The organism is Microbacterium sp. NPDC090007 (assembly GCF_044748345.1).
Lineage (GTDB): Bacteria > Actinomycetota > Actinomycetes > Actinomycetales > Microbacteriaceae > Microbacterium.
Genome location: NZ_JBIVFV010000002.1, coordinates 366,951 through 387,267, shown reverse-complemented (window position 1 = coordinate 387,267; position 20,317 = coordinate 366,951). Strand labels below are relative to the sequence as shown.

Annotated in this window: 20 protein-coding genes and 1 tRNA gene; 8 read left to right on the top strand and 13 right to left on the bottom strand. The window is 73.5% G+C overall.

The features are described from left to right. Window positions 1–67: 67 nt before the first annotated feature. Entirely contained in the window at window positions 68–526 is a 459-nt protein-coding gene (locus ACIPVB_RS10320) for a hypothetical protein (protein ID WP_400368677.1), read from the bottom strand. A gap of 168 nt (window positions 527–694) precedes the next feature. Here ACIPVB_RS10320 and ACIPVB_RS10315 point away from each other — a divergent pair, with 168 nt between their 5' ends. Beyond that, on the top strand, window positions 695–1,687 hold the full coding sequence (locus ACIPVB_RS10315) for an aldo/keto reductase (protein ID WP_400368674.1): 993 nt from the start codon (window positions 695–697) through the stop codon (window positions 1,685–1,687). Window positions 1,688–1,773: 86 nt separating this feature from the next. On the opposite strand, the gene ACIPVB_RS10310 is transcribed toward ACIPVB_RS10315, so the two are convergent. Together ACIPVB_RS10310 and ACIPVB_RS10305 are read right to left on the bottom strand one after the other, a co-directional pair. Further along, window positions 1,774–2,226 carry an SRPBCC family protein gene (locus ACIPVB_RS10310; protein ID WP_400368673.1) on the bottom strand — a complete coding sequence of 151 codons (453 nt, stop codon included), beginning with the start codon at window positions 2,224–2,226 and terminating at the stop codon, window positions 1,774–1,776. Between the two features lie 134 nt (window positions 2,227–2,360). Beyond that, window positions 2,361–3,581 carry an NAD(P)/FAD-dependent oxidoreductase gene (locus ACIPVB_RS10305; protein ID WP_400368671.1) on the bottom strand — a complete coding sequence of 407 codons (1,221 nt, stop codon included), beginning with the start codon at window positions 3,579–3,581 and terminating at the stop codon, window positions 2,361–2,363. A gap of 220 nt (window positions 3,582–3,801) precedes the next feature. Between ACIPVB_RS10305 and ACIPVB_RS10300 the strand changes: the two genes are divergently transcribed. Beyond that, window positions 3,802–4,161 (top strand): sugar ABC transporter ATPase, encoded by a 360-nt coding sequence (locus ACIPVB_RS10300; RefSeq protein WP_400368670.1) that lies wholly within the window; start codon window positions 3,802–3,804, stop codon window positions 4,159–4,161. 90 nt (window positions 4,162–4,251) lie between these two features. Here ACIPVB_RS10300 and ACIPVB_RS10295 read toward each other — a convergent pair whose 3' ends face one another. After that, window positions 4,252–4,707 carry an Hsp20/alpha crystallin family protein gene (locus tag ACIPVB_RS10295; protein WP_400368669.1) on the bottom strand — a complete coding sequence of 152 codons (456 nt, stop codon included), beginning with the start codon at window positions 4,705–4,707 and terminating at the stop codon, window positions 4,252–4,254. Between the two features lie 155 nt (window positions 4,708–4,862). Here ACIPVB_RS10295 and ACIPVB_RS10290 point away from each other — a divergent pair, with 155 nt between their 5' ends. Continuing rightward, on the top strand, window positions 4,863–5,681 hold the full coding sequence (locus ACIPVB_RS10290) for a UbiA family prenyltransferase (protein WP_400368668.1): 819 nt from the start codon (window positions 4,863–4,865) through the stop codon (window positions 5,679–5,681). 182 nt (window positions 5,682–5,863) lie between these two features. Here ACIPVB_RS10290 and ACIPVB_RS10285 read toward each other — a convergent pair whose 3' ends face one another. From ACIPVB_RS10285 to ACIPVB_RS10265, 5 genes are all read right to left on the bottom strand, one after another. Continuing rightward, window positions 5,864–6,976, bottom strand: a complete 1,113-nt coding sequence (locus ACIPVB_RS10285) for an FAD-dependent oxidoreductase (protein WP_400368667.1) — start codon at window positions 6,974–6,976, stop codon at window positions 5,864–5,866. After that, window positions 6,973–7,659 (bottom strand): methyltransferase domain-containing protein, encoded by a 687-nt coding sequence (locus ACIPVB_RS10280; protein WP_400368977.1) that lies wholly within the window; start codon window positions 7,657–7,659, stop codon window positions 6,973–6,975. Before ACIPVB_RS10280 ends, ACIPVB_RS10285 begins: the two co-directional genes overlap by 4 nt. 41 nt (window positions 7,660–7,700) lie before the next feature. Next, window positions 7,701–8,795 (bottom strand): type III polyketide synthase, encoded by a 1,095-nt coding sequence (locus ACIPVB_RS10275; protein ID WP_400368665.1) that lies wholly within the window; start codon window positions 8,793–8,795, stop codon window positions 7,701–7,703. Between the two features lie 86 nt (window positions 8,796–8,881). Then, complete coding sequence (locus ACIPVB_RS10270; RefSeq protein ID WP_400368663.1) at window positions 8,882–10,078, bottom strand: glycosyltransferase; 1,197 nt, start codon at window positions 10,076–10,078, stop codon at window positions 8,882–8,884. A 194-nt stretch (window positions 10,079–10,272) separates the two neighbouring features. Continuing rightward, window positions 10,273–10,458 (bottom strand): hypothetical protein, encoded by a 186-nt coding sequence (locus ACIPVB_RS10265; protein ID WP_400368661.1) that lies wholly within the window; start codon window positions 10,456–10,458, stop codon window positions 10,273–10,275. A 237-nt stretch (window positions 10,459–10,695) separates the two neighbouring features. Here ACIPVB_RS10265 and ACIPVB_RS10260 point away from each other — a divergent pair, with 237 nt between their 5' ends. Further along, window positions 10,696–11,118 (top strand): MarR family transcriptional regulator, encoded by a 423-nt coding sequence (locus ACIPVB_RS10260; protein WP_400368660.1) that lies wholly within the window; start codon window positions 10,696–10,698, stop codon window positions 11,116–11,118. 314 nt (window positions 11,119–11,432) lie between these two features. After that, a complete protein-coding gene (locus ACIPVB_RS10255; protein ID WP_400368659.1) occupies window positions 11,433–12,368 on the top strand; it encodes a helix-turn-helix transcriptional regulator in 936 nt (311 codons plus the stop codon). Between the two features lie 142 nt (window positions 12,369–12,510). Here ACIPVB_RS10255 and ACIPVB_RS10250 read toward each other — a convergent pair whose 3' ends face one another. Next, a complete protein-coding gene (locus ACIPVB_RS10250) occupies window positions 12,511–13,980 on the bottom strand; it encodes a SulP family inorganic anion transporter (RefSeq protein WP_400368657.1) in 1,470 nt (489 codons plus the stop codon). Window positions 13,981–14,095: 115 nt separating this feature from the next. On the opposite strand from ACIPVB_RS10250, the gene ACIPVB_RS10245 reads away from it, so the two are divergent. From ACIPVB_RS10245 to ACIPVB_RS10235, 3 genes are all read left to right on the top strand, one after another. Next, on the top strand, window positions 14,096–14,467 hold the full coding sequence (locus tag ACIPVB_RS10245; protein ID WP_400368656.1) for a MerR family transcriptional regulator: 372 nt from the start codon (window positions 14,096–14,098) through the stop codon (window positions 14,465–14,467). Continuing rightward, a complete protein-coding gene (locus tag ACIPVB_RS10240) occupies window positions 14,464–15,063 on the top strand; it encodes a GNAT family N-acetyltransferase (protein WP_400368655.1) in 600 nt (199 codons plus the stop codon). Before ACIPVB_RS10245 ends, ACIPVB_RS10240 begins: the two co-directional genes overlap by 4 nt. 480 nt (window positions 15,064–15,543) lie before the next feature. Beyond that, window positions 15,544–15,635 (top strand) — tRNA-Ser (locus ACIPVB_RS10235). 40 nt (window positions 15,636–15,675) lie between these two features. Here the strand turns inward: ACIPVB_RS10235 and ACIPVB_RS10230 are convergent. Genes ACIPVB_RS10230 through ACIPVB_RS10220 form a run of 3 tightly spaced genes read right to left on the bottom strand, consistent with a single transcriptional unit; the run spans window position 15,676 to window position 20,259 of the window. Beyond that, the gene (locus ACIPVB_RS10230; protein WP_400368654.1) at window positions 15,676–17,973 is read right to left on the bottom strand and encodes a DUF3488 and DUF4129 domain-containing transglutaminase family protein; all 2,298 of its coding nucleotides are present in this window, start codon (window positions 17,971–17,973) and stop codon (window positions 15,676–15,678) included. Continuing rightward, complete coding sequence (locus tag ACIPVB_RS10225; protein ID WP_400368653.1) at window positions 17,960–19,216, bottom strand: DUF58 domain-containing protein; 1,257 nt, start codon at window positions 19,214–19,216, stop codon at window positions 17,960–17,962. The genes ACIPVB_RS10230 and ACIPVB_RS10225 overlap by 14 nt, the downstream gene beginning before the upstream one ends. Then, window positions 19,213–20,259, bottom strand: a complete 1,047-nt coding sequence (locus ACIPVB_RS10220; protein WP_400368652.1) for an AAA family ATPase — start codon at window positions 20,257–20,259, stop codon at window positions 19,213–19,215. The genes ACIPVB_RS10225 and ACIPVB_RS10220 overlap by 4 nt, the downstream gene beginning before the upstream one ends. Between the last annotated feature and the right edge of the window lie 58 nt (window positions 20,260–20,317).

Below are 20,317 nucleotides of genomic sequence, written 5' to 3'. Positions count from 1 at the left end.
AGAGGATCGGCCACCGGCTGGGCGTGCGTGGTGGCGTCGACGGCCCGCTCTCCCGGTGCGGGGCCGGTCAGGCCCGGTCGGGGTCGGGCAGGCGCTGGGCGATCTTGCTCGATGCCGCGGACTCGCGGTCGACGCCCGGCTGGAACGCGGCGATCGGGTCGTCGGCGTCCACGCGCGACTCGCCGTCGTCGTCCCGCCGAGAAGGGGCCGGCGTGCGGGCCTCGTCGTCCGCGACCTCGTCGTGGTCGTCGCGATCGGTGTCCTCGGTGTGACGGGACGTCGATCCGACCTCGCCGGTGCCTCGCTCGGTGAGGCCGTCCGCCGCGCGCGTGCCGACGCCGGGCAGGTCGTTCTGGCTCGAGATGTTCTGCAGGCGCGCTTCGTCGTCGGGGTCGATGCGGGCCGTGCCCACGGCGCCGGAGTCCGCTCCCGCGGCACCGGCGGGCACGTCGGCGGCCAGGCCGTCCGACTCGGCAATGAGATTCTCTTCGTCGGATCCGGGCAGGCGGTCGGCGGGGGTGTCCATGGTGTTCCTTCCGTGGGTGTGCCGCCACGCTAGGCGCGTTCGCTCCCGCGGGGGGCGGGGTTGCGCCGCGGCGGATCGTCGCCTCCGCCCCCCGGCTGCATCGACCACGCGCGGCCCCCGGCGTCGGAGGGGATGGATAGGCTCGACGGAGCTTCGAAAGGAACCGCAATGCAGCAGCGTCCCCTCTCCCGTACCGGCCGCGAGGTCTCGGCGATCGGCCTCGGCACCTGGCAACTCGGCGCCGATTGGGGTGAGGTCGGCGAGGACGACGCGCGCGCGGTGCTCGCGGCCTCGGCCGACGCCGGCGTCACCCTCTTCGACACCGCCGACGTCTACGGCGACGGCCGCTCCGAGCAGATCATCGGGTCGTTCCTCCGCAGTCGCTCGGGCGACGACATCACCGTGGCGACCAAGATGGGGCGCCGCGAAGGTCAGGTGCCCGAGAACTACGTCATCGAGAACTTCCGCGCCTGGCTCGACCGCTCACGCCGTCTGCTCGGCACCGAGACGCTCGACCTGGTGCAGTTGCACTGCCCGCCGTCCGCCGTCATCGACGATGACGCCACCTGGGACGCCCTCGATCAGCTGGTGTCCGAGGGGGTCATCGCCGCCTACGGCGCCTCGGTCGAGACGATGGACCAGGCGATGTCGGCGTTGCGCCGGCCGAACCTGACCAACCTGCAGATCATCTTCAACCCCTTCCGCCTCAAGCCCCTCGACGAGGTCCTGCCCCTCGCCGCGCAGAAGAACGTCGCGGTGTTCGCGCGGGTGCCGCTGGCCAGCGGCCTGCTCTCGGGCAAGTACTCGCGCTCCACCACGTTCGCCGAGAACGACCACCGCTCGTACAACCGCAACGGCGAGGCGTTCGACAAGGGCGAGACCTTCTCGGGCGTGCCCTTCGACGAGGGCGTCGCCGCGGCCGACGAGCTCAAGGCGGCCCTTCCCGAGGGCGTGTCGCTGCCCGCGGCCACCCTCGCCTGGATCGCCTCGCGCGAAGGGGTGACGAGCGTCATCCCCGGCGCCCGCTCCGTGCCGCAGGCCGCGGCCAACGCCGACGCGGCCGCCCTGCTCGACGGCGGGTTCGATCTCGCCGCCTTCGACGCCCTCGTGCGCGAGGTCTACGACCGCCGGCTGCGGGCCGAGATCCACCCGCAGTGGTGAACCCGGCCTGAGGGGGGCCGCGGCATCTCCCACGCGAACGACGAAGCCGGGCCCCGACGGGACCCGGCTTCGTCGATGAGAAGACGTCAGCTGACGTCGCCGCGCCAGGCGCCCGACTCGGCACCACGCGACTCGATGTACTTCTTGAAGTTCTCGAGGTCCTTCTTCACCGAGTGGTCGTCGGCGCCGAGGACGGCACCGGCCTTCTCGAGCAGACCCGTGGGCTCCCAGTCGATCTGGACCGTGACGCGGGTCTCGGCGTCCGACAGGCGGTGGAAGGTGACGACGCCGGCGTGGTTCTCGTCGCCGCCGACGCTGTTCCACGCGACGCGCTCGTCGGGGTGCTGCTCGGTGATCTCGGCGTCGAACTCGCGCTCCGCGCCGGCGATCTTGACCTTCCAGTGCGTGAGCGTGTCGCTCTTCTGCGTGATGGACTCGACGAAGCTCATGAAGTGCGGGAACTCCTCGAACTGCGTCCACTGGTTGTACGCGACGCGGACGGGAACGTCGACGTCGATGGTTTCGATGACCTGTGCCATGGTGTCCTCTTCTCGTATGTCTTCCGGGGCTGTCTTCAGTCTTGGCGGGATGCCGCGGGCCTGCCCCCGGGGTTGAGGGATCGGCTTCCGTGCCCTATGGGCGGGGTGCCCGTGCGTCCCGCGCCGGGCGCGTCTCAGGCGAGCCCGCGCAGGATCAGGTGCCAGTACACCCAGGGCAGCACGCGCCGGTCCGCGATCCACGTCGATCGGCGCTCGCGGTAGAGCGATCGCCAGAACGGGACCGTGGGCCGCAGGCGCCCCCGTCGGTCGAACTCGGCGAACACCACCGTTCCGCGCGAGACGGTGAACGGCACGACGCTGTACCCGTCGTAGTGCGAGGTCGGCTCGCGTCCCGCCAGCACGGCGGTCAGGTTCTTCACGAGCGTCTTCGCCTGCTGGCGGATGGCTCCGCCCGACGGGCGCGTGGCGACCCGCGCCGCATCGCCGACCGCCCACACCTCGGGATACCGCACGTGCCGGAGGGTCTCGGGGTCCACGTCGACCAATCCGTGCGGATCGTCGGATGCCGCCAGCCCACTGCCGGCGATCCACTCGGGCGCCCGCTGCGGCGGCACCGCGTGCAGCACGTCGTAGGCCAGCGTCTCGCGCGTCTGGCCGTGTCCGATCTCGAGGGTGCGGGTCGCGGCATCCACCGACCGCAGTACCCGGCTGTATCTCACCTCGATGCCGTACTCGTCGAGCTTCCGCTGGAGTTCGCGGTCGATGGCGGGGATGCCGAAGGGCAGCGGATCGGGGCAGACGAACACCACGCGGATGTCGTCGCGCACCCCGATCGCCCGCCACCAGTCGCATGCGAGGTACATGGGCTTCTGGGCCGCGGCGCCGCACGAGGCCGGCTCGGGCGGCTGCGTGAACACGACCGTTCCCGTGCGCAGGTCGCGCAGCACCGGCGAGGCCTTGGCGGCGAGGGAGAAGTCGTAGTTCGACACGCCCTCGGGGGCGTCCATCGCCCCGGTGAGTCCGGGCACCTGCTCCCAGGCCATGCGCAGTCCCGCGCAGACGACGAGCTGGTCGTAATCGATGCGCCCGCCCGACACGAGGTGCACGCGACGAGCGGCGGCATCCACCGTGAAGACCTCGTCTCGCAGCCAGCGCACACCCGGCGGGATGACGTCGGCCTGGGCGCGCACGGCGGAGGAGGCGCGTGCCGCCCCGCCCGCGATGTGCGACTGCAGCGGTGCGTAGACGTGCCGTTCGCGGGGTTCGATGACGGTGACCTCTCCCGCGCGGGCGCGCTGCAGTCGGCCGGCTGTCGAGAGCCCGGCGTTGCCGCCGCCGATGATCACGATGCGGGGGGCGGTGCCCGGGGGCCCGGGCGGGGCGGAGTCGTGCATGGGCGTCCTCTCGTCCGTCTCACGGTGCGTCGGGGTGACCGGTTGCACCAGCGCCTTGACACCGACGCCCGCGGGCCGGACTTCCGGGGGGCCGGGCGCGCGCTCGTCAGAGAGGGAGGCGGCGGGGGCCTGTCAAGGGTCGGGGTCGCGGGCGTGAGGGGACGTTGGATGGGAGGACCGCCGCACCCGGCGGCATCCCGCGTCCGACGGAAGGACCCCCATGAGCGACGCTTCGATCGACCCGACCCCCGACGCGACCACCCCCGCCGCCGACACCGGCATCGCGGGCGTGCAGCCGTTGCGCGACGGCGACACCTCGATCGAGCCCGATCCAGCGCTCGACCCCGCGCAGGCGGAGTGGGATGCCACGACCGCGCTCGACGAGGGCGCAGACCCCGACGACATCAACCCCGCCACGGCGACGGGTGCCGATCCGGCCGAGATCGACGACGCCGGCAGCGAGATCCCGTTCGAGGATCTGCACGCCGAGGCCACCGGCACCGACTCGCAGGGCGAGGACCCGGGAGTGGTCGAACTGGGAGAAGAGGGTCAGGGCGACCTCGCCCCCGAAGACCTCTGACGAACGCGCGATGCCCCGGCCCCCTCGAGGGGACCGGGGCATCGGCGTGTGCGGTGGGCGTGCGTCCGCGGTCGCGGACGACTGCCGTGCCTACTGCTCGATGGGCTGGGGCGTGCTCTCGTGCGCCTCGATCACGCCGTCGCCGTCGTCGGTGGACACCGAGATGCGGCGCGGCTTGGCCTTCTCGCTGACCGGGATGGTCACCGACAGGACGCCGTTGCGGTAGGCGGCGCTGATGCGCTCGGTGTCGATGCCCTGGCCGAGGTTGAGCTGGCGGACGAAGGAAGCCGTCTCGCGTTCGCGCGTGATCCACTTGACGCCCTCGCCCGAGCCGAGCGTCCGTTCGGCGCGGATCGTCAGCAGCTGCCCGTCGACGTCGATGTCGACCGAGCCGGGGTCGGCACCGGGCAGATCGGCGGCGAGGACGTAGTGGTCGCCGTCGCGGTAGAGGTCCATCGGCATTCGGCGGGGGCCGCCGCCGCGACGGGCGTCCAGGAGCGTGGACGCGAGGCGGTCGAGGTCGCGGAAGGGGTCGTAGGTGGCCATGGTCGTTTCTCCTTTGCGAATCGGCCCGGATGCGGCATCCGGGGTCTGAAGTTGAGTCGGTGCGACTCAACTGCGAGGAAGATTAGCACTCGCGGCGGTCGAGTGCCAAGACCCCGTCGGTGCCGCGTCCGACGGGCCGCGATAACGTCGTCAGCGTGACGGATGCCGGGAAAGAGACGTCGGTGATCCGAGCGCTGTGGGGAGCGACCCACCCCGGACCGACCCTCGTGGTCACCCTGCTGTCGCTGGCGCTCGGTCTCGCGGCGGGACTGGAACCGTTGCGGCTGCTCGTGCTGGTGGGGGCGGTATTCACCGGACAGGTCTCGGTGGGGCTGTCCAACGACGCGATCGACGGGGCACGCGACGCCGCCGTCGGGCGCACCGACAAGCCCATCGCGGGCGGCACGCTGACCGCCGAGCGCGCCCTGACCGTCGCGATCGGCGCCGTCGTCGTCGCCGTCGCGCTGTCGCTGCCGCTCGGACCCGGCCTGCTGGCCGCGCACGCCCTCGCCCTGGCCTCGGCGTGGGCCTACAACGCGGGGCTGAAGTCGACGCCGTTCTCGATCGCGCCGTTCCTGCTGAGCTTCGGGTTGTTCCCGTCGTTCGCGACGCTGTCGGACGGGACGCCGACGCTCGCGCCCGCGTGGGCGACCCTCGCCGGGGCCGCTCTCGGTGCGGCCGTGCACCTGACCAACGTCGTGCGCGACCTGGACGACGACCGGCGGACCGGGGTGCGGGGGTTGCCGCACCGCCTGGGGGCGCGCGCCTCGGTGCTGATCGCGGCCGCGGGAATCGTCGCGGGCGCGCTCGCCGTGCTCGTGGGGACCGGGCGCGGCGTCGGGTTCTTCGCGGTGGTCGTCGCGGTCGCCGTCGCCGTGATCGTGCGGGTGCTGGTGCGCCCCCCGGGGCGGGCGGTGTTCCAGCTGACGATGCTGGCGGCGCTGGTGCTGGCGGTGCAACTCGTCGTCGCCTGACCCGGTGTGCGCGGCTGCCCGCGCGGTGCGGGGTGCGGTGTGCGCGATCGGGTGCACGGTGCGATGTGCGCGGCGGTGCGGGGCGCGGTGCGCGCGATCGGGTGCACGGTGCGATGTGCGCGGCGGTGCGGGGCGCGGTGCGCGCGGCTTCCCGCGCGGTGCGGCGCCGAAGCCGAGGGCTGTCAGGTGCCGCGCGCGGCGCGGTCGAACCGCATCGCGTAGGCCCGCGTGAACGCCGCGCCCCCGGGACCGCGCAGCAGCGCGCGCAGGGCCGTCGTCCGCGCGTGATGCGCGCTCGGCGCCGCGGCCCGTCCGAGCAACGTGTTCAGCAGCGCCAGGCGCGCCGCATGCCGCGCCGAGGCGAGGCGGTCGCGCTCCCAGGTTGCGAGGCCGGCGTCGTCGCCCGTCCGCACCCACGGTGCGAGCAGGGGCGCGAGGGTCAACGCATCGAGAAGGCCCAGGTTCATCCCCTGCCCGCCGATCGGACTCACCTCGTGCGCCGCGTCGCCGACCACGACGATCCGGCCGCGCCGCAGAGCGGGGGCCACCGCGCGCCGCACCCCGAAGGTCGACGCCCCCGCGACCTCGACCTCGATCCCCGCGCGCGACGCGACCGCGTCACGGAGGAACACATCGGCATCCGCGATCTCGGCGGCGCCGGCCCAGGCGACGAGCCGCCGGCGCCCGTCCGGAAGGGGGAACGACTCCACCACTCCGCCGCGTTCCAGGTGCACCCGGGCGACCGGGCCGCCCGCCGCCTCGACGTCGGCCATCGCATAGCGATCGCGATAGTGGCGCGTGCGTATCGCGCCGGGGCGGTAGACGAGACCGCGTCCGGACCACCCGGATGCCACCACCACCGCGCCCGCGCGCCATTCCCCGCCCGCGGCGGTGACGGCCCGCACCCCCGCCCGGTCCTCGTGCAGGGCGACGACGTCGACGCCGCGGCGCACGGGTGGGGCGAGGGCGGTGAGCACCTCGAGGGTGTCGGACTGCGGAAGGGCCGCCACGTACGGGTGTCGCGCGCGCAGGCGGTCGAAGCGGATCGCGGCGACCACGCGGCCGTCTGCGCGCGCCTCACCGCGTCCGATGCGCACGGCGCGCGAGCGGATGCCGTCGGTGGCGCCGGAGGCCTCGAGCAGGGTCAGCGCGGGGGAGTGGATGCCGATGGCCCGCGTCCCGCCGCCCACGGCGTCGCGGCGGTCGACGATCTCGACGTCCACACCGCGTGCGCGCAGGTCGGCCGCGAGGGCGAGGCCGACCGGCCCCGCCCCGACGACGAGCACCTCCGTCATCGCGCGCCCCGGGAGTCGGCGCTGCCGCCCGGCGCACGTCCCCGGGCGACGGCGAGCACCCGGAAGGGCGCGGGGGTCTGCACCCGCCACGGCGGTCCGAGTGCCGCGGCGAGCTCGGGCGCGCGGTAGCTGCGCCGGATTGAGCGTAGGCCGTCCACGCGCAGGAACGTGCCGGCCGCGAGCGGAGCGATGCCCACCGCGTACAGGCCGTAGGCGAGGCGGCCACGGGCGATGTCGGCGTGGAGCACCGCGCCGCGCGAGAGCGCGCGCGAGTCCTCGGCGAAGCAGCGCAGCGCGCCGGCGTCGAGATGGTGCAGGACGTGGTTGGACAGGACCAGGTCGAACGCGTCGCCGGCGGCCAGCAGGTCGGCCGACCCCTGCGCGGTGAACCGCACGCCCGGGCGCGATCGCCGGCGGGCGGCGTCGAGGGCGCGGGCGTCGGGGTCGGCGCCCACCCACTCCACCTCGAGGCCGTCGCGCCGCGCGAGGGCGGCGAGACGCACGACGACGTCTCCGCCGCCACAGCCCAGGTCGAGCACGCGAGCCGGGCGGCCCAGGGCCCGCAGCTCGGGCCGCACGCGCGTGCGGTAGAGGTGCCCCCACGCCGAGACGAGGCGGTTCACCAGGTCGAAGCGGCGGTAGGTGGCCGCGAGCGCCCGGGGATCGCAGTCGGGGTCGTCCATCAGTTCGGTGAGCGCCGTGTCGCGCCGGGCCAGTCCGGTGCTCACGCGTCCGCGCGGCGCCGGGTGAGGGTCGCCGCCTCCACGGTCAGCCCGGGACCGAAGGCGAGGGCGGCGACGCGGGCGCCGTCGGCGAGGGCTGGGGCGTCGAGCAGATCGCGCAGGATGAACAGCAGGGTGGCGCTGGACATGTTGCCGTGCTGACGCAGGACCGCGCGCGAGGGGCCGAGGGCCGCGGCATCCAGGTGCAGGGCGTTCTCGACGCGGTCCAGGATGCTGCGCCCGCCCGGGTGCACGGCCCACGCGTCGACGTCGGCGAGATCGCCCAGGACGTCGGCGGCGATCGCGGAGATCTCGCGGCCGATGATCCGCGGCACCTCGGGCGTCAGGGTCATCTGAAAGCCCGAGTCGCCGACGGTCCAGGCCATGTCCTTCTCTCCGTCGTCGGTCACGTGGGTGGCGAAGCCCGCGAGGTCGAAGCCCGCCTGCGACGATGCCGAGGATGCCACGACCGCGGCCCCCGCTCCGTCGGCGAACACCGAGGCCGCGACGATCTGATCGGGGTGCGACGAGGTCTGCCAGTGCAGCGAGCACAGCTCGCAGCAGACCACGAGGACCACGGCGTCCGGGGTGTCGCCGACGATCCGCGCGGCCAGGCGCAGTGCGGGGATGGCCGCGGCGCAGCCGATGAAGCCGAGGTGGTAGCGCTCGACCGTGGGGGAGAGGCCGAGGTCGCGGACGAGGTGGTAGTCGGGTCCGGGCGCGAACATGCCCGTGCACGACACGGTGACGACGTGGGTGACGGCCGAGGCGGCGTACGCGGAACCCTCGAGCGCCGCCCGGGCGGCCGCGGCGAACAGGGGCGGTGCCGCGCGTCGGTACTCGTCGTTGCGGGCTCCGGTCGGCGGCATCAGCAGCGTGTCCCCGTCGCGGACGGCCAGGCCGTCTCCGGTGGCACCCGCCAGCTGGGGCAGGACGACGTGCCGGGCGTCGATGGCGGCGGCGTCGAACGCCGCCCCCACCAGGCGCTGGCTCTTGCGATCGAACCCCGGCTGCGCGGCGAACAGGTCGCGCAGTGTCGATTGGGTGACGCGGGTGTCGGGCAGAGCCGTGCCGATCGACACGATGCGGGCGGTCATGCCTCACTGTAGACACGCTTTGCCGGCCCGGGCGCGGGGATGGTGCCGGCGTCGTGCCGTGTCTAGGGTGCGACCCGCCCCCGCGCTCAGGCGGCGAGGGCGTCCGAGAGCAGCAGTCCCGAGATCGCCGCGCGGTAGTCCTCGACCATGCGACGCCGGTCGAGCCGGCCACGGGCGCCGAGGGCGGCGGCACGCATCGCGGACCGCCGCATCAGCGCGTCGTCCCACGCCCCGGCGATGGCGTCCTCGTCGCGCGCGGTCACCAGGCCGAAGCCCGAGACCATGCGGGCGGCGTCGCCGACGTCGGTGGTGACGGGAACGGCCCCGGATGCCGCCCCCTCGACGAGGCAGAGCGGCGAGGCCTCGCCGAAGGCGCTGGTGAGCGCGACGACGTCGGCGATCCGGTACAGCTCCGGCATGTCCTCGCGCAGGCCCAGGGCGTGCACCGGCACGGCGTCGTCGACGCCGCTGTCGTCGACCAGAGCGCGGAAGGCGGCATTGTCGTGCGTCATTCCCGAACCGCACATCACGTAGTGCGTCCCGGGTGTGCGGCGGGCGTGCCGGGCGACCGCGCGCAGGAACAGTCCCGGGTCCTTCATGGCGTCGAAACGGGCCGCGAGCAGAACCACCGGGGCGGACTCCGGGATGCCGAGACCCGCGCGGGTCCGGCGACGCTCGGCCCGCGTGCCCGGGCGGAACCGGCGGGTGTCGATGCCGTTGTCGATCACCCACGCGTCGCGGGCGACGACACCGGCGCGCGCGTAGGCGGACGACGTCGATTCCGCGCAGGCGATGGTGGCGGTCACGGCGCCAGAGGCCGCGGCATCCACCAGCCAGCCGAGCGCGGGACCGGAGTGCGTCGGATCGGAGCGGTGCAGGCACGCCGCGAGGGGGCGGTCGGGGAGCATCCCCGCGCGCTGGAGGGCGACGATGAGGCTGAGGGGCTGCTCCTTGAGCGACAGCACCACGTCGGCCGCGGAGATGAGGTGCGCGGCGCGCTCGAGCTCGGCGGCGGTGAAGTCCTCGGGGGCGGCGGGGCGGTCTCCCGCGACGCGGTCGAAGGTGTCGATGGCGACCCCCGCGTCGCGCAGACGCCGGAACCGTGTGTCGTCGTGGGCGAACTGCAGTGACGCGTCGCGTCGAGCGGCGGAGGTGAGCGAGAGCACCGCGTGCTCCTGCGCCCCGCGGTGGGACAGTCCCGCCACGACATCGGAATGCAGGATCCGCGCGCCACCGGCGAAGAAGCCTTCGTAGAGCGACAGCACACGGACGGGTCGGGTCATCGGGATCGCCTTCGCAGCCGGGGACGGAGGACCGCGGGTGCGGTCGTCCCATGCTGGAGGGAGAACCCCGGGCGGCGGGTTACGCCGTGGGGACCATCGTGTGAACGCCCGGCCACCGATCCGTTCGCCCGGAACGAGCCGACGCGCCGGATCCTGGGGGAAGGGGCCGACGCGTCGGGGTGGGGGCGCGGGTGTCAGGAGCGGGGCGCGACCGCCGTCTTCCCGCCCGCGTCGCGGCCTCGCGACCAGAACCGGCGCGATGTCGTGCGCGGGGGGTGTCCGTCGTCCGAGCGCGGCATGATGCCGTTGCCCATGGCCGTCGACATCGCGATGCTCCACACCGAGCCCGTCTGCTGTCCGCCCTGCTGTCCGTAGATCATGGTCTTCTCCTCGCTCCCGTCTCCCGACGGGATGTGCGCCCGCATGTCGGCGGGTCGTCGTGGTCCAGTGATAACCCCCGATCGCGATCGGCCGGACCCGCTTGACAACGGGGGGAGAGTGCGCAGGGCCCCGTGATGACGCGGGTCGAACGGGTCGTCGCGCGGCGCGGCACGGGCGGCCGTGCGCAGTGGGTACGATCATGGGTCGTGCAGACGTCCCCCGACATGATCAGGCCGATGCCCGCGGACTCGGCCCTGCTGCGCGCGCTCCTGGCGTACGGCGAAGCGCGCCGCACCGCCGTCATCGACGCGCGACGAGAGTTGTCGCTGAACGAGCTCGACGCCCGCGCACTGCTGTTCATCGCCCAGAACCCCGGCGCACGACCCTCGCATGTGCGCGATCACCTCGGCATCACCTCGGCGGGGGTGACGACCCTCATCGACCGGCTCGTGCAGCGCGAAGCGGTCCGCCGTGATCTCGATGACGAGGACCGGCGCGTCAACCACCTCACCGTGGTGGTCGATTTGGCCGCGGAGCCGTGGTGCCGCCTGCGCTCCTTCGACGACGACATCGAGGTCGCGATCGCCGCTCTGGACCCGGCCGAGGCGAACCGCGTCGCGGGCGTCATCGACGCGCTGACGGCCGCCGCATCTCGCTGACGGGCGCCGACGCGCGCGTCGACCGCCGCGGGCGTGGGCGCCGACCCACACGTCGACCGCCGCGGGCGTCGCCGCGCGACAGGGCCCGTCGATCGCAGATCGACTGCGCATCGCGGCCTTCTATTCGCGCACGGCGTCCTCAACCGACGGAATGCGCGATCGCGATGCCGCGCCCGATACGGTGAATGCGGGTGGGGGGCGTTCGGAGTCGTCGGAATTCGACTGAATTGCTGCGTGAGAGCGTTCTCATATCTGCAGGGGCCCTCGCAGGCAATGGTCTTGCCGCACATTCTCGGACGATTTAGGAAACTCGCGTGGAGCATACGAACATCGAGACACGCGACGCCGAGACCGTCGAGCGTCTGTGGCAGACCATCGTGCCCGGAGCGCGCATCTCGCGCGCCGAGGCCATCCAGCCCGCCCTCGCGTGGCACGCCGCATCCGAGGCCGGTTTCGCCATCTGCGACTACACGATCGGCTCCACCATGCTCGTGGAGTCCGACCCCCGCGACCAGGTCGTGGTCGGCCGCGTCGCCGGCCCGCGGGTGACGGGGACCTACCGCCAGGAGCGCATCGACACCGCGACGCCCTTCATGGTCGTCGACCGCCCGCTCGAGATCGCCTTCACCGGTCGGATCGCGGGTTCGGCCGTGTCGTTCGCGCGCGCGGAGTTCGACGAGGCCGCCCGTCGGCTCTCGGGCGACGATTCTCTGCGCGTACGCGCTACCGGGCACGGGCCCGTCAACGAGCAGCGGCTGCGCTACTGGTCGCGCACGTGGGAGTACACCCGCGACGTTCTGCTGCGCTCGTCCGAAAGGACACCCCTCATCGAGCAGCAGGCGCGCACCCTCCTTCTCGAAGCCTCTCTGCTGAGCTTCTCGACGACCTTCACCGACGCGCTCGCCGCGGGACGTGCCTCGCGCGCCCTGCCCGCCCCGGTGCGCCGCGCCAAGGCGTTCGTCGAGGCCCACGCGGCCGAGCCCGTGGTGCTGGCCGACATCGCTCAGGCCGCGCGGCTCTCGCCCCGCGGACTGCAGTACGCCTTCCGCGCGGCGACGGGGCGCACGCCCATGCAGTATCTGCGGCGCGTGCGGCTGGACGCGGCGCGCGTCGAACTGCGCAACGGCGACCCCTCGACCGACACGGTCGCGGCGATCGCGGCTCGCTGGGGGTTCTCGAACCTCGGCCGTTTCGCGGCGATGTACCGCGGCGAGTTCGGCGAGACGCCGTCGACCACCCTGCGCTCCTGACCCGCCGGGGTCGCCTCCCGGGCCGGGTCGGCCGTGGACCGTCCGGCCCCGCCCGACGTCGTCCCGGATCGTCGGCCGCGCGCGGGCCCGCGTGAGCGGGGTGTCGGCCGCCACCTGAGCGGGGCACCGGCGGCGCCGACCGTCAGTGCCCGGCGCCGAGACCGCCGCTGAGACGATCGTGGAACTGCGCCGCCCGCGGGTTGAGTCCCTCCAGCTCCACGGTGGTGCCGAGGTGGGCGTATTTGGTGCGCACGGCATCCAGGGCCGCGACGGTCGACGCGTCCCACACATGCGAACGCGACAGGTCGATCACGACGCGGGCGGGATCGCGGTGGTAGGCGAACTTCGTCGTCAGGTCGTTGCTCGAGGCGAAGAAGAGCTCGCCCTCCACGACGTAGCGGGCGAGGTCGCCCTCGACCGTGCGGGTGACGTCGGTCAGGCTCGCGACGCGGCGGGCGAAGAGGACGGCCGCGGCGACGACGCCGACACCCACGCCGATGGCCAGGTTGTGCGTCCACACCGTCACCGCGACGGTGAGCACCATGACGATCGTCTCGCTCAGCGGCATCCGTCGCAGCGTCGAGGGGCGGATGCTGTGCCAGTCGAACGTCGCGACCGACACGACGATCATCACCGCCACCAGCACCGCCATCGGGATGATCGCGACGACGTCGCCGAACGCCAGCACCAGGACGAGCAGGAAGACACCGGCGAGGAAAGTCGAGATGCGGGTGCGCGCGCCCGACGCCTTGACGTTGATCATGGTCTGACCGATCATCGCGCAGCCGCCCATGCCGCCGAACAGTCCGGAGAGCACGTTCGCTGCGCCCTGACCGAGCGATTCGCGGGTTTTTGATGACGGGGTGTCGGTGATGTCGTCCACTAGGGCCGCGGTCATCAGCGACTCGAGCAGGCCGACGATCGCCATGGCGACGGCGAACGGCAGGATGATGGACAGCGTCTCGCCCGTCAACGGCACGTTCGGCAGGAGCAGCGAGGGAAGGCTCTCGGGGAGCGCGCCCTGATCGCCGACGGTCGGCACCGAGATGTTGAAGACGACGGCCGCGCCCGTGAGCAGGACGATCGCGACCAGCGGGGCGGGGATCGCCTTCGTCGCGCGCGGCAGCAGGTACATGATGGCCAGGCCCGCAGCGGCGATCGGGTAGACGGCCCACGGCACGCCGATCAGCTGGGGCACCTGCGCGATGAAGATGAGGATCGCGAGGGCGTTGACGAAGCCGACCATCACGCTGCGGGGGATGTAGCGCATGAGCTTGGCGACCCCGAGCAGGCCGAGGACGACCTGCAGGATGCCGCCGAGGATCACCGTTGCGATCAGGTAATCGACCCCGTGCTCGCGGGCGACGGGCGCGATGACGAGGGCGATCGCCCCGGTCGCCGCCGTGATCATGGCGGGCCGCCCGCCCAGGAACGCGATGGCGACGGCCATCACGAACGACGAGAACAAGCCCAGACGCGGATCGACGCCCGCGATGATCGAGAAGGCGATGGCCTCGGGGATCAGGGCGATCGCGACGACGAGGCCGGCCAGCGCCTCGCGTGTGAGCAGGACGGTGGGTTCGGGGCGCGGGCGCGCGAGGACGTCTGTCATGGAGTTCCTTGGAGAAGGGGAGCAGACCCGCGGCGACGCGGGGAAGAATAGGGGGGTCGCGATCGCGACGAGAGAGACTCTACCGTAACGTGAGGGTTGCGGGATCGGGGATGCCATGACCGAGGAGCGTCCGATGCAGATCGGCGAGCTCGCCGAGCGGACCGGCCTGTCCATCCGCACCCTGCGCCATTACGACGAGATCGGTCTGCTGCGCCCCTCGGCCCGCAGTGAGGGCGGCTTCCGCCTTTACACCCCTGACGACGAGTCCCGGCTCCTGCTGATCCGTCGCATGAAACCGCTCGGGTACTCGCTCGAGCAGATGGGCGAACTGCTCGCCGTGGTCGACGGACTCGAGGCCGAACCCTCCGACGCCGCGCTGCGCGCGCGCCTGGCCGACATCCGCACCGAGGCGCAGGAGCGCCGCGAGGACCTCCGGCGCAAGGTCGCCGCGGCCGACGAGTTCGTCGCGCAGCTCGAGGCCCGATGACGGCGCACGACCTCACGCTGGAGGGCCACGGCATCCGTCTCGATCCCGCCCTGCCCGCTGACGCCGCCGAGGCCTGGCCGCTCACCGACCCGCAGCTGTGGAGTCTGATGACCTCCCCGTGGGCCGACTCGATCGAGGCGTATGCCGCGCGGGTCGAGCAGCAGCGGGCGACGCCGGGTCTGTACGCCTTCACGGTGCGGGATGCCGACACCGGTGCGGTGCGCGGAGCGACGACCTTCTACGAGTACGCGCCCGCGCAGGGTCGCGTCGAGATCGGCACCACCTGGTACGCACGCGCGTTCCACGGCGGGCGCACCAACCCCGCGGCGAAGCTGCTGCTGCTCGCGCATGCGTTCGACGTGTGGGACGTGAATCGCGTGGCGCTGCGCTGCGATGCGCGCAACGAGCGCAGCGCGCGGGCGATCGCCCGTCTGGGGGCGAGCGCCGAGGGGCGCCTGCGCCAGCACCGCATCGCGCCCGACGGCTCGGTGGGCGACACGCTGTACTTCTCGATCCTGCGCGAGGAGTGGCCCGCCGTGCGCGCGGGGCTCGAGGCGCGTCTGCGCCCGTCGCAGCCGCCCGTCGCCGCCGGGTGACGCCGCCGCCGCCGCCGTGCGCCGCCGCCGCCGGGTGACGCCGCCGCCCGCCGCGCGCCGCCGCCGCCGCCGCCGTGCGCCGCCGCCCGCCGTGCGCCGCCGCCGCCGGGTGACGCCGCCGCCCGCCGCCCGCCGTGCGCCGCCGCCCGCCGCCGCCGCCACGTGACGCCGAGACTGCATCCGGCTGACAACTCGGCGACATCCTGCAACCGAGATGTCAGCCACGTGCAGTCTCGGTGCGTCCCTGTGCTGTTCGCGCGACCGCGCGTCCCCGCGATCCCGCGGCCCCGCGTCCCCGCGGCCCGGCCGCCCGGGGAACCCGCGAGACTGCGCCTGGCTGACAACTCGGCGACATCGTGCAACCGAGATGTCGGCCGCCTGCAGTCTCGAGGCTGCACCGCCTGACCGGAACTGCGCTGTCACAGCCCGCTTGCCGGGGGCGATTCGGACGAGCCCGGGGGCCGTGTAAGATCGTCCCTTGGAAGTGTGTCCGAGCGGCCTAAGGAGCATGGCTGGAATCCATGTAGGCGGGGTAACTCGCCTCGCAGGTTCAAATCCTGTCACTTCCGCCACACGAAGAGCGTCACCCGAACGGGTGGCGCTCTTCGTCCGTCAGGGCACCGTCTCGCGTTCGGGGGCGCTTGTCGCCGTGCCGGGCCGCACGACCAGCGCGCGGGGGAGCACCCGGGCGAGGACGCGCCGCCCGCCGCTCATCCGCGCCGCGAGCGTGGCGCGCACCCGCTCGACAGCGGCGGCCAGAGCCGGACCGCGCGCCGGGTCGACTGCGTCACCGGCGTAGCTCGATCGCTCCACGGCCTCGCGCAGCAGGTCGACGTCGTCGGCGCCGGCTCCGTGCTCGGCCACCAGTCGCGCGGCGAACGCGCGCGGTGACTCGGCACCGGGGGCCGGGATGCCGAGATCCACGGCGTCCTCCTGCAGGGCCGTCCAGGCGGCGACCGGGTCTCCCGCGCGCGCGGCCGCGAGGCGCCGGCGACGCCGCACGAGGCGGACGACGGCGGGGACGGCGCCGACGACCAGGAGCGCGAGCAGCACGATGACGGGTGCGAGCCACCTCGAGCCGTCCTGGGCACCCGCGACGCCACCACCGCCCTGCGCGTCGATGTCGCCCCGCTCGGCCTGCGACGGCGCCACCGAGGGTGCAGCGTCCGGGGCCGCGGCATCCTGGCCCGGGGCCGTCGGAGCGTCGCCGCCCCCTCCGGTCGAGCCGGAGGCGAAGTTGGTGGGCACGCCGAGGCTGTTCGTCGGCTCGAACGGCACCCAGCCGATCCCTTCGAAGTACGTCTCGGGCCAGGCGTGCAGCTGGCTCGACGACACCGTGTACTCGGTGCCGCCCTGCTGGGGGATGCTCGACGCGGTCCCCGGCAGATACCCGATGACGATGCGCGAGGGGATTCCGAGCGTGCGCGCCATCACGGCGAAGGCCGAGGCGTAGTGCACGCAGTAGCCCGCCTTGACCTGCAGGAAGTCGGCGACGGCATCGAGACCGGCTCCGTCGAAACCGGCGTCGACCGGGGCGTCGAGCGAGTAGCGGAACGAGCTGGATCGGAACCACGTCTGCAGCGCCAGCAACTGGTCGTACGGCGTCTGGGCGCCGGCGGTGATCTCGCGGGCGGTGTCGCCGATGGCGGCGGGGACGTCGGCGGGGAGGGCGGTGAGGCTCTGGTCCACGCCGGGGCCGCCGGTGGGCCGCGCGCGGATCTGCTCCAGCGTCGGGCGCGGGACGTTCGCCTGCACCTCGTACACCTGGTCGCGCGTCGAGCCCGCACGCGTGACGACGGTGCGGTTCTGCGGCATCCCGAGCCAGTCGCCGGTCAGGCCCGTGACGGTCGAGGCGGGGTAGGGCACGGGCAGCCACGGGCTGTCGAGCTGGTCGACGGTGACGGTGGTCGCCCAGTCGGCCAGCGTGATGTCGCCGTCGACGCCGGGCGGATCGAAGACGGGGCCGTCGGCCGGGACGGGGACGGTGTCGGAGCTGTCGGGCTGCCACACGGATCCGTCGAACGTCGACAGCGTCACCGCGCGCAGATAGGGCGCGGTGGGGGCCGTGGTGCGCACGGTCAGCACGTCGACCTCACGGGGCTGGCGCAGGTCGTTGCCGAGCTCGAGATTGGGGTTGATCGTGGTGCCCACCCCGCCGGTGCCGCCCGTGGCGAAGCGCAGACCCGGTTGGGGTAGCAGCGGCGTCGCGACGATCGCGACGATCACCGCGACCGCGGCGACGCCCAGCGCCGTCGCCGACACTCCGAACGGGCGCGGTGAGCGCACTCGCTCGGGGGCGGAGGTGCGCGCACGGGTGTCGACGCGCAGCAGGAAGAGCAGGGCCGCGGCCAGCAGCACGAAGGCCGCGACGTCGACCTCGGAGGGGATCGCGATCGTGGGGATCAGCGAGACGGCGACCAGTCCGACGCCCGCCAGCAGCGGCATCCGCGCCGTCAGGACGACGTGGTCGAGCACGATCGCGAGCCCGGCGATCGCGGAGACCAGCAGGAAGGCCAGCCCGGTCTCGGGTTCGACGGGGGCGACGCCCACGCGGATCTCTTCGGCCGCCGCGTCCAGCAGGCGGGGAACCGTGGCGAAGGTGCCCGGGGTGGGGATGACCAGCAGCACCGAGGTGGTCCGACCGAAGATCGCGGTGAGCAGAGCCGCACCCACCACGATCTCGGCAATGCTCGCCACGATGGCGGGTAGGCGGGCGAGGCGCACGAGCAACCCCGCGGCCAGGACGCCCGCGGTGGTGAGCACGGCACCCGCGACCCACGGCCCGGCGGCGATGACCGAGAAGATCGGCAGCAGGGCGGCGGCGATGGCTGCGAACAGCCCGAGCGTCAGCAGCGAGGCGTCGCGGCGGCGGCGGGGGGTGCGCAGCACCGTGACGTCAGCTCCCGACACCGGCGTACCCCTGTTCGAGTGCGGCATCCCAGGCCGGGGCCACGTCACCGCCCGGAGGCAGCACCGCGGCGCGCCACCCGCCCGCGTGCAGACGCCCGAGCTCGCCCCGCTCGGCCACGACGAGCAGAACCGGCAGGGCGGAGTGATGCGCGACGGAGCCGAGCGTCGCCCGGTCGTCGGCGTCGAGCGCCCCCGTGATCACGATCACCGGGCCCGCTGACGCCGCCGCGGCGGCGGGGACCACGCGAGGGGCTGCGTCGTCGGCGCGCGCACGCAGCGAGGCGAATCCGGCCGCCACGACGCGCGCCTCGACGTCGTCGCCGCCGTCGACCGGGTCGGTCAGCAGGGTCCCGTCACTGTCCACGACGTCCACGGTGTACCCCTCGTGCACGAGCCGAGCGACCACAGACACGCACGCCGTCACCGCGGTCTCGAAGGCCTCGTCGGAACCCGGCGCGTGCAGGGCGAGCGGGCCCCAGCGCGAGGCCGCCCGGTCGAGGACGACGGTCGCGGCGGGACTGGACTCCTGCTCCTCCTGGCGCACCATGAGCGTGTCGCGGTGGGCGGTGGCCCGCCAGTGGATGCGGCGCATCGAGTCGCCGGGGGCGTAGGGGCGTGCGACCAGGTTGTCCGCTCCCTGGCCCAGCTGCAGGGTCGTCGTCTGCCGCGCCCCGCCGGCCTCGCCCGACGCTGCGGGCAGGGCGCCGAGCTCGACCATCGCCGGCGCGATCGTGACCGGGGTGGTGCGCCCGAGGGCGAGCCGCCTGCGCAGCAGGCCGAAGGGGTCGGTCGTGACGATCTCGAACGGGCCCAGCGCATGGACGCCGCGTCGCATCCCCACGATGTCGTAGCGCGCGTGCAGGCCGCCCGCTCCGCCCGACAGCCGCGACCCCGTCGCGGGCGAGGAGCCCTCCGCGAGTCCGGACACCCCCGCCGGCAGGGCATCGCTCCACCGGCCGGGTCCGCTGGGGAGGGTGCTGCGCAGTCCCGCGCGCACGATGACCGTCGCTGCGCCCCCCACCTCGGGCACCTCGGGAGTGATGGTGCGCGTGACGGTTCCCGCTCCGCGCGTGAGCAGCAGGGCGAGGCCCGAGGCGACCAGCAGGGCCGCCATCAGCGTGGCGAAATACAGCAGTTCGGGGATGCCGGCGCGCTGCGCGATCACGAACGCCGCGATCGCGAGCAGCAGCGCACCGGTGCCCCGCACGGTGAAGGGCCACCACCGACGCACGCGGCGGCTCACGCTCTCGAGGCGAGGGGGACCCGGACGCCGGCGGCGATGCGCTCCAGGGCGTCGACCACGACGGCAGCGCCCGCCCGGCCGCCGGTCGCCGACCGGTTGGGGATGAGGCGGTGCGCGAAGACGGGCGACAGCAGGGCGGTGATGTCGTCGGGGATGACGTACGCCCGTCCGTCCAGGGCGGCACGGACCTTCGCGGCGCGGACGAGTTGCAGGGTCGCGCGCGGGCTCGCGCCCAGCCGGATGTCGGGGTGGCTGCGGGTGGCTTGGGCGAGCGCGACCACGTACTCCTCGAGCGCGGGGGCCACGTGCACCCCGCGCGCCCACGCGATCATCGCGGTCACCTGTCGCGCGGTGACGACGGGGGAGAGCCCGTCGAGCGGATTGACCGTGTCGCGCTGACGCAGCATGAGCGCCTCGGCCGCGGCATCCGGATACCCCATCGAGATGCGCAGCAGGAAGCGGTCGCGCTGCGCCTCGGGCAGGGCGTAGGTGCCCTCCATCTCGAACGGGTTCTGCGTCGCGACCACGAGGAACGGCGAGGGCAGGACGTGGGTCCGCCCGTCGACCGTGACCTGGCGCTCCTCCATCGCCTCGAGCAGCGAGGACTGCGTCTTGGGGGAGGAACGGTTGATCTCGTCGGCGATGACGATGTGCGCGAAGACCGCGCCGGGGGTGAACTCGAACTGCCGCTGCACCGGGTTGAACACCGAGACGCCGGTGATGTCGCCGGGCAGCAGGTCGGGGGTGAACTGGATGCGGCGCACGTCCGCGTCGATCGTCGCCGCCAGGGCCCGCGCGAGCATGGTCTTGCCCACGCCGGGAACATCCTCGATCAGCAGGTGCCCCTCGGCCAGCAGCGCGATGAGGGCGCTCTGCACGGCTTCGGGCTTGCCGTCGATGACCTGCGACACGGATGCCACGATCTCGCCGGTCAGACGGGCGAAGGCGTCCGCGTCGAGCGGCGCCTCGGCCCCGGGGCGGGCAGGGGCGGTGTCGGCACGGCGCAGCCGTGATGTGGCCTCGGGCGTGACCGTCTCGTCCATGGCATCCCTCGTGTCGCGGGGGCGGAGGCGCGTCCTCGCCGCCGTGACCTGATCGTAA

Coding starts and splice junctions, on each gene's coding strand:
- ACIPVB_RS10320 (WP_400368677.1), bottom strand. CDS start 526: ATGGACACCCCCGCCGACCGCCTGCCCGGATCCGACGAAGAGAATCTC.
- ACIPVB_RS10315 (WP_400368674.1), top strand. CDS start 695: ATGCAGCAGCGTCCCCTCTCCCGTACCGGCCGCGAGGTCTCGGCGATC.
- ACIPVB_RS10310 (WP_400368673.1), bottom strand. CDS start 2,226: ATGGCACAGGTCATCGAAACCATCGACGTCGACGTTCCCGTCCGCGTC.
- ACIPVB_RS10305 (WP_400368671.1), bottom strand. CDS start 3,581: ATGCACGACTCCGCCCCGCCCGGGCCCCCGGGCACCGCCCCCCGCATC.
- ACIPVB_RS10300 (WP_400368670.1), top strand. CDS start 3,802: ATGAGCGACGCTTCGATCGACCCGACCCCCGACGCGACCACCCCCGCC.
- ACIPVB_RS10295 (WP_400368669.1), bottom strand. CDS start 4,707: ATGGCCACCTACGACCCCTTCCGCGACCTCGACCGCCTCGCGTCCACG.
- ACIPVB_RS10285 (WP_400368667.1), bottom strand. CDS start 6,976: ATGACGGAGGTGCTCGTCGTCGGGGCGGGGCCGGTCGGCCTCGCCCTC.
- ACIPVB_RS10280 (WP_400368977.1), bottom strand. CDS start 7,659: ATGGACGACCCCGACTGCGATCCCCGGGCGCTCGCGGCCACCTACCGC.
- ACIPVB_RS10275 (WP_400368665.1), bottom strand. CDS start 8,795: ATGACCGCCCGCATCGTGTCGATCGGCACGGCTCTGCCCGACACCCGC.
- ACIPVB_RS10270 (WP_400368663.1), bottom strand. CDS start 10,078: ATGACCCGACCCGTCCGTGTGCTGTCGCTCTACGAAGGCTTCTTCGCC.
- ACIPVB_RS10265 (WP_400368661.1), bottom strand. CDS start 10,458: ATGATCTACGGACAGCAGGGCGGACAGCAGACGGGCTCGGTGTGGAGC.
- ACIPVB_RS10260 (WP_400368660.1), top strand. CDS start 10,696: ATGCCCGCGGACTCGGCCCTGCTGCGCGCGCTCCTGGCGTACGGCGAA.
- ACIPVB_RS10250 (WP_400368657.1), bottom strand. CDS start 13,980: ATGACAGACGTCCTCGCGCGCCCGCGCCCCGAACCCACCGTCCTGCTC.
- ACIPVB_RS10245 (WP_400368656.1), top strand. CDS start 14,096: ATGACCGAGGAGCGTCCGATGCAGATCGGCGAGCTCGCCGAGCGGACC.
- ACIPVB_RS10240 (WP_400368655.1), top strand. CDS start 14,464: ATGACGGCGCACGACCTCACGCTGGAGGGCCACGGCATCCGTCTCGAT.
- ACIPVB_RS10220 (WP_400368652.1), bottom strand. CDS start 20,259: ATGGACGAGACGGTCACGCCCGAGGCCACATCACGGCTGCGCCGTGCC.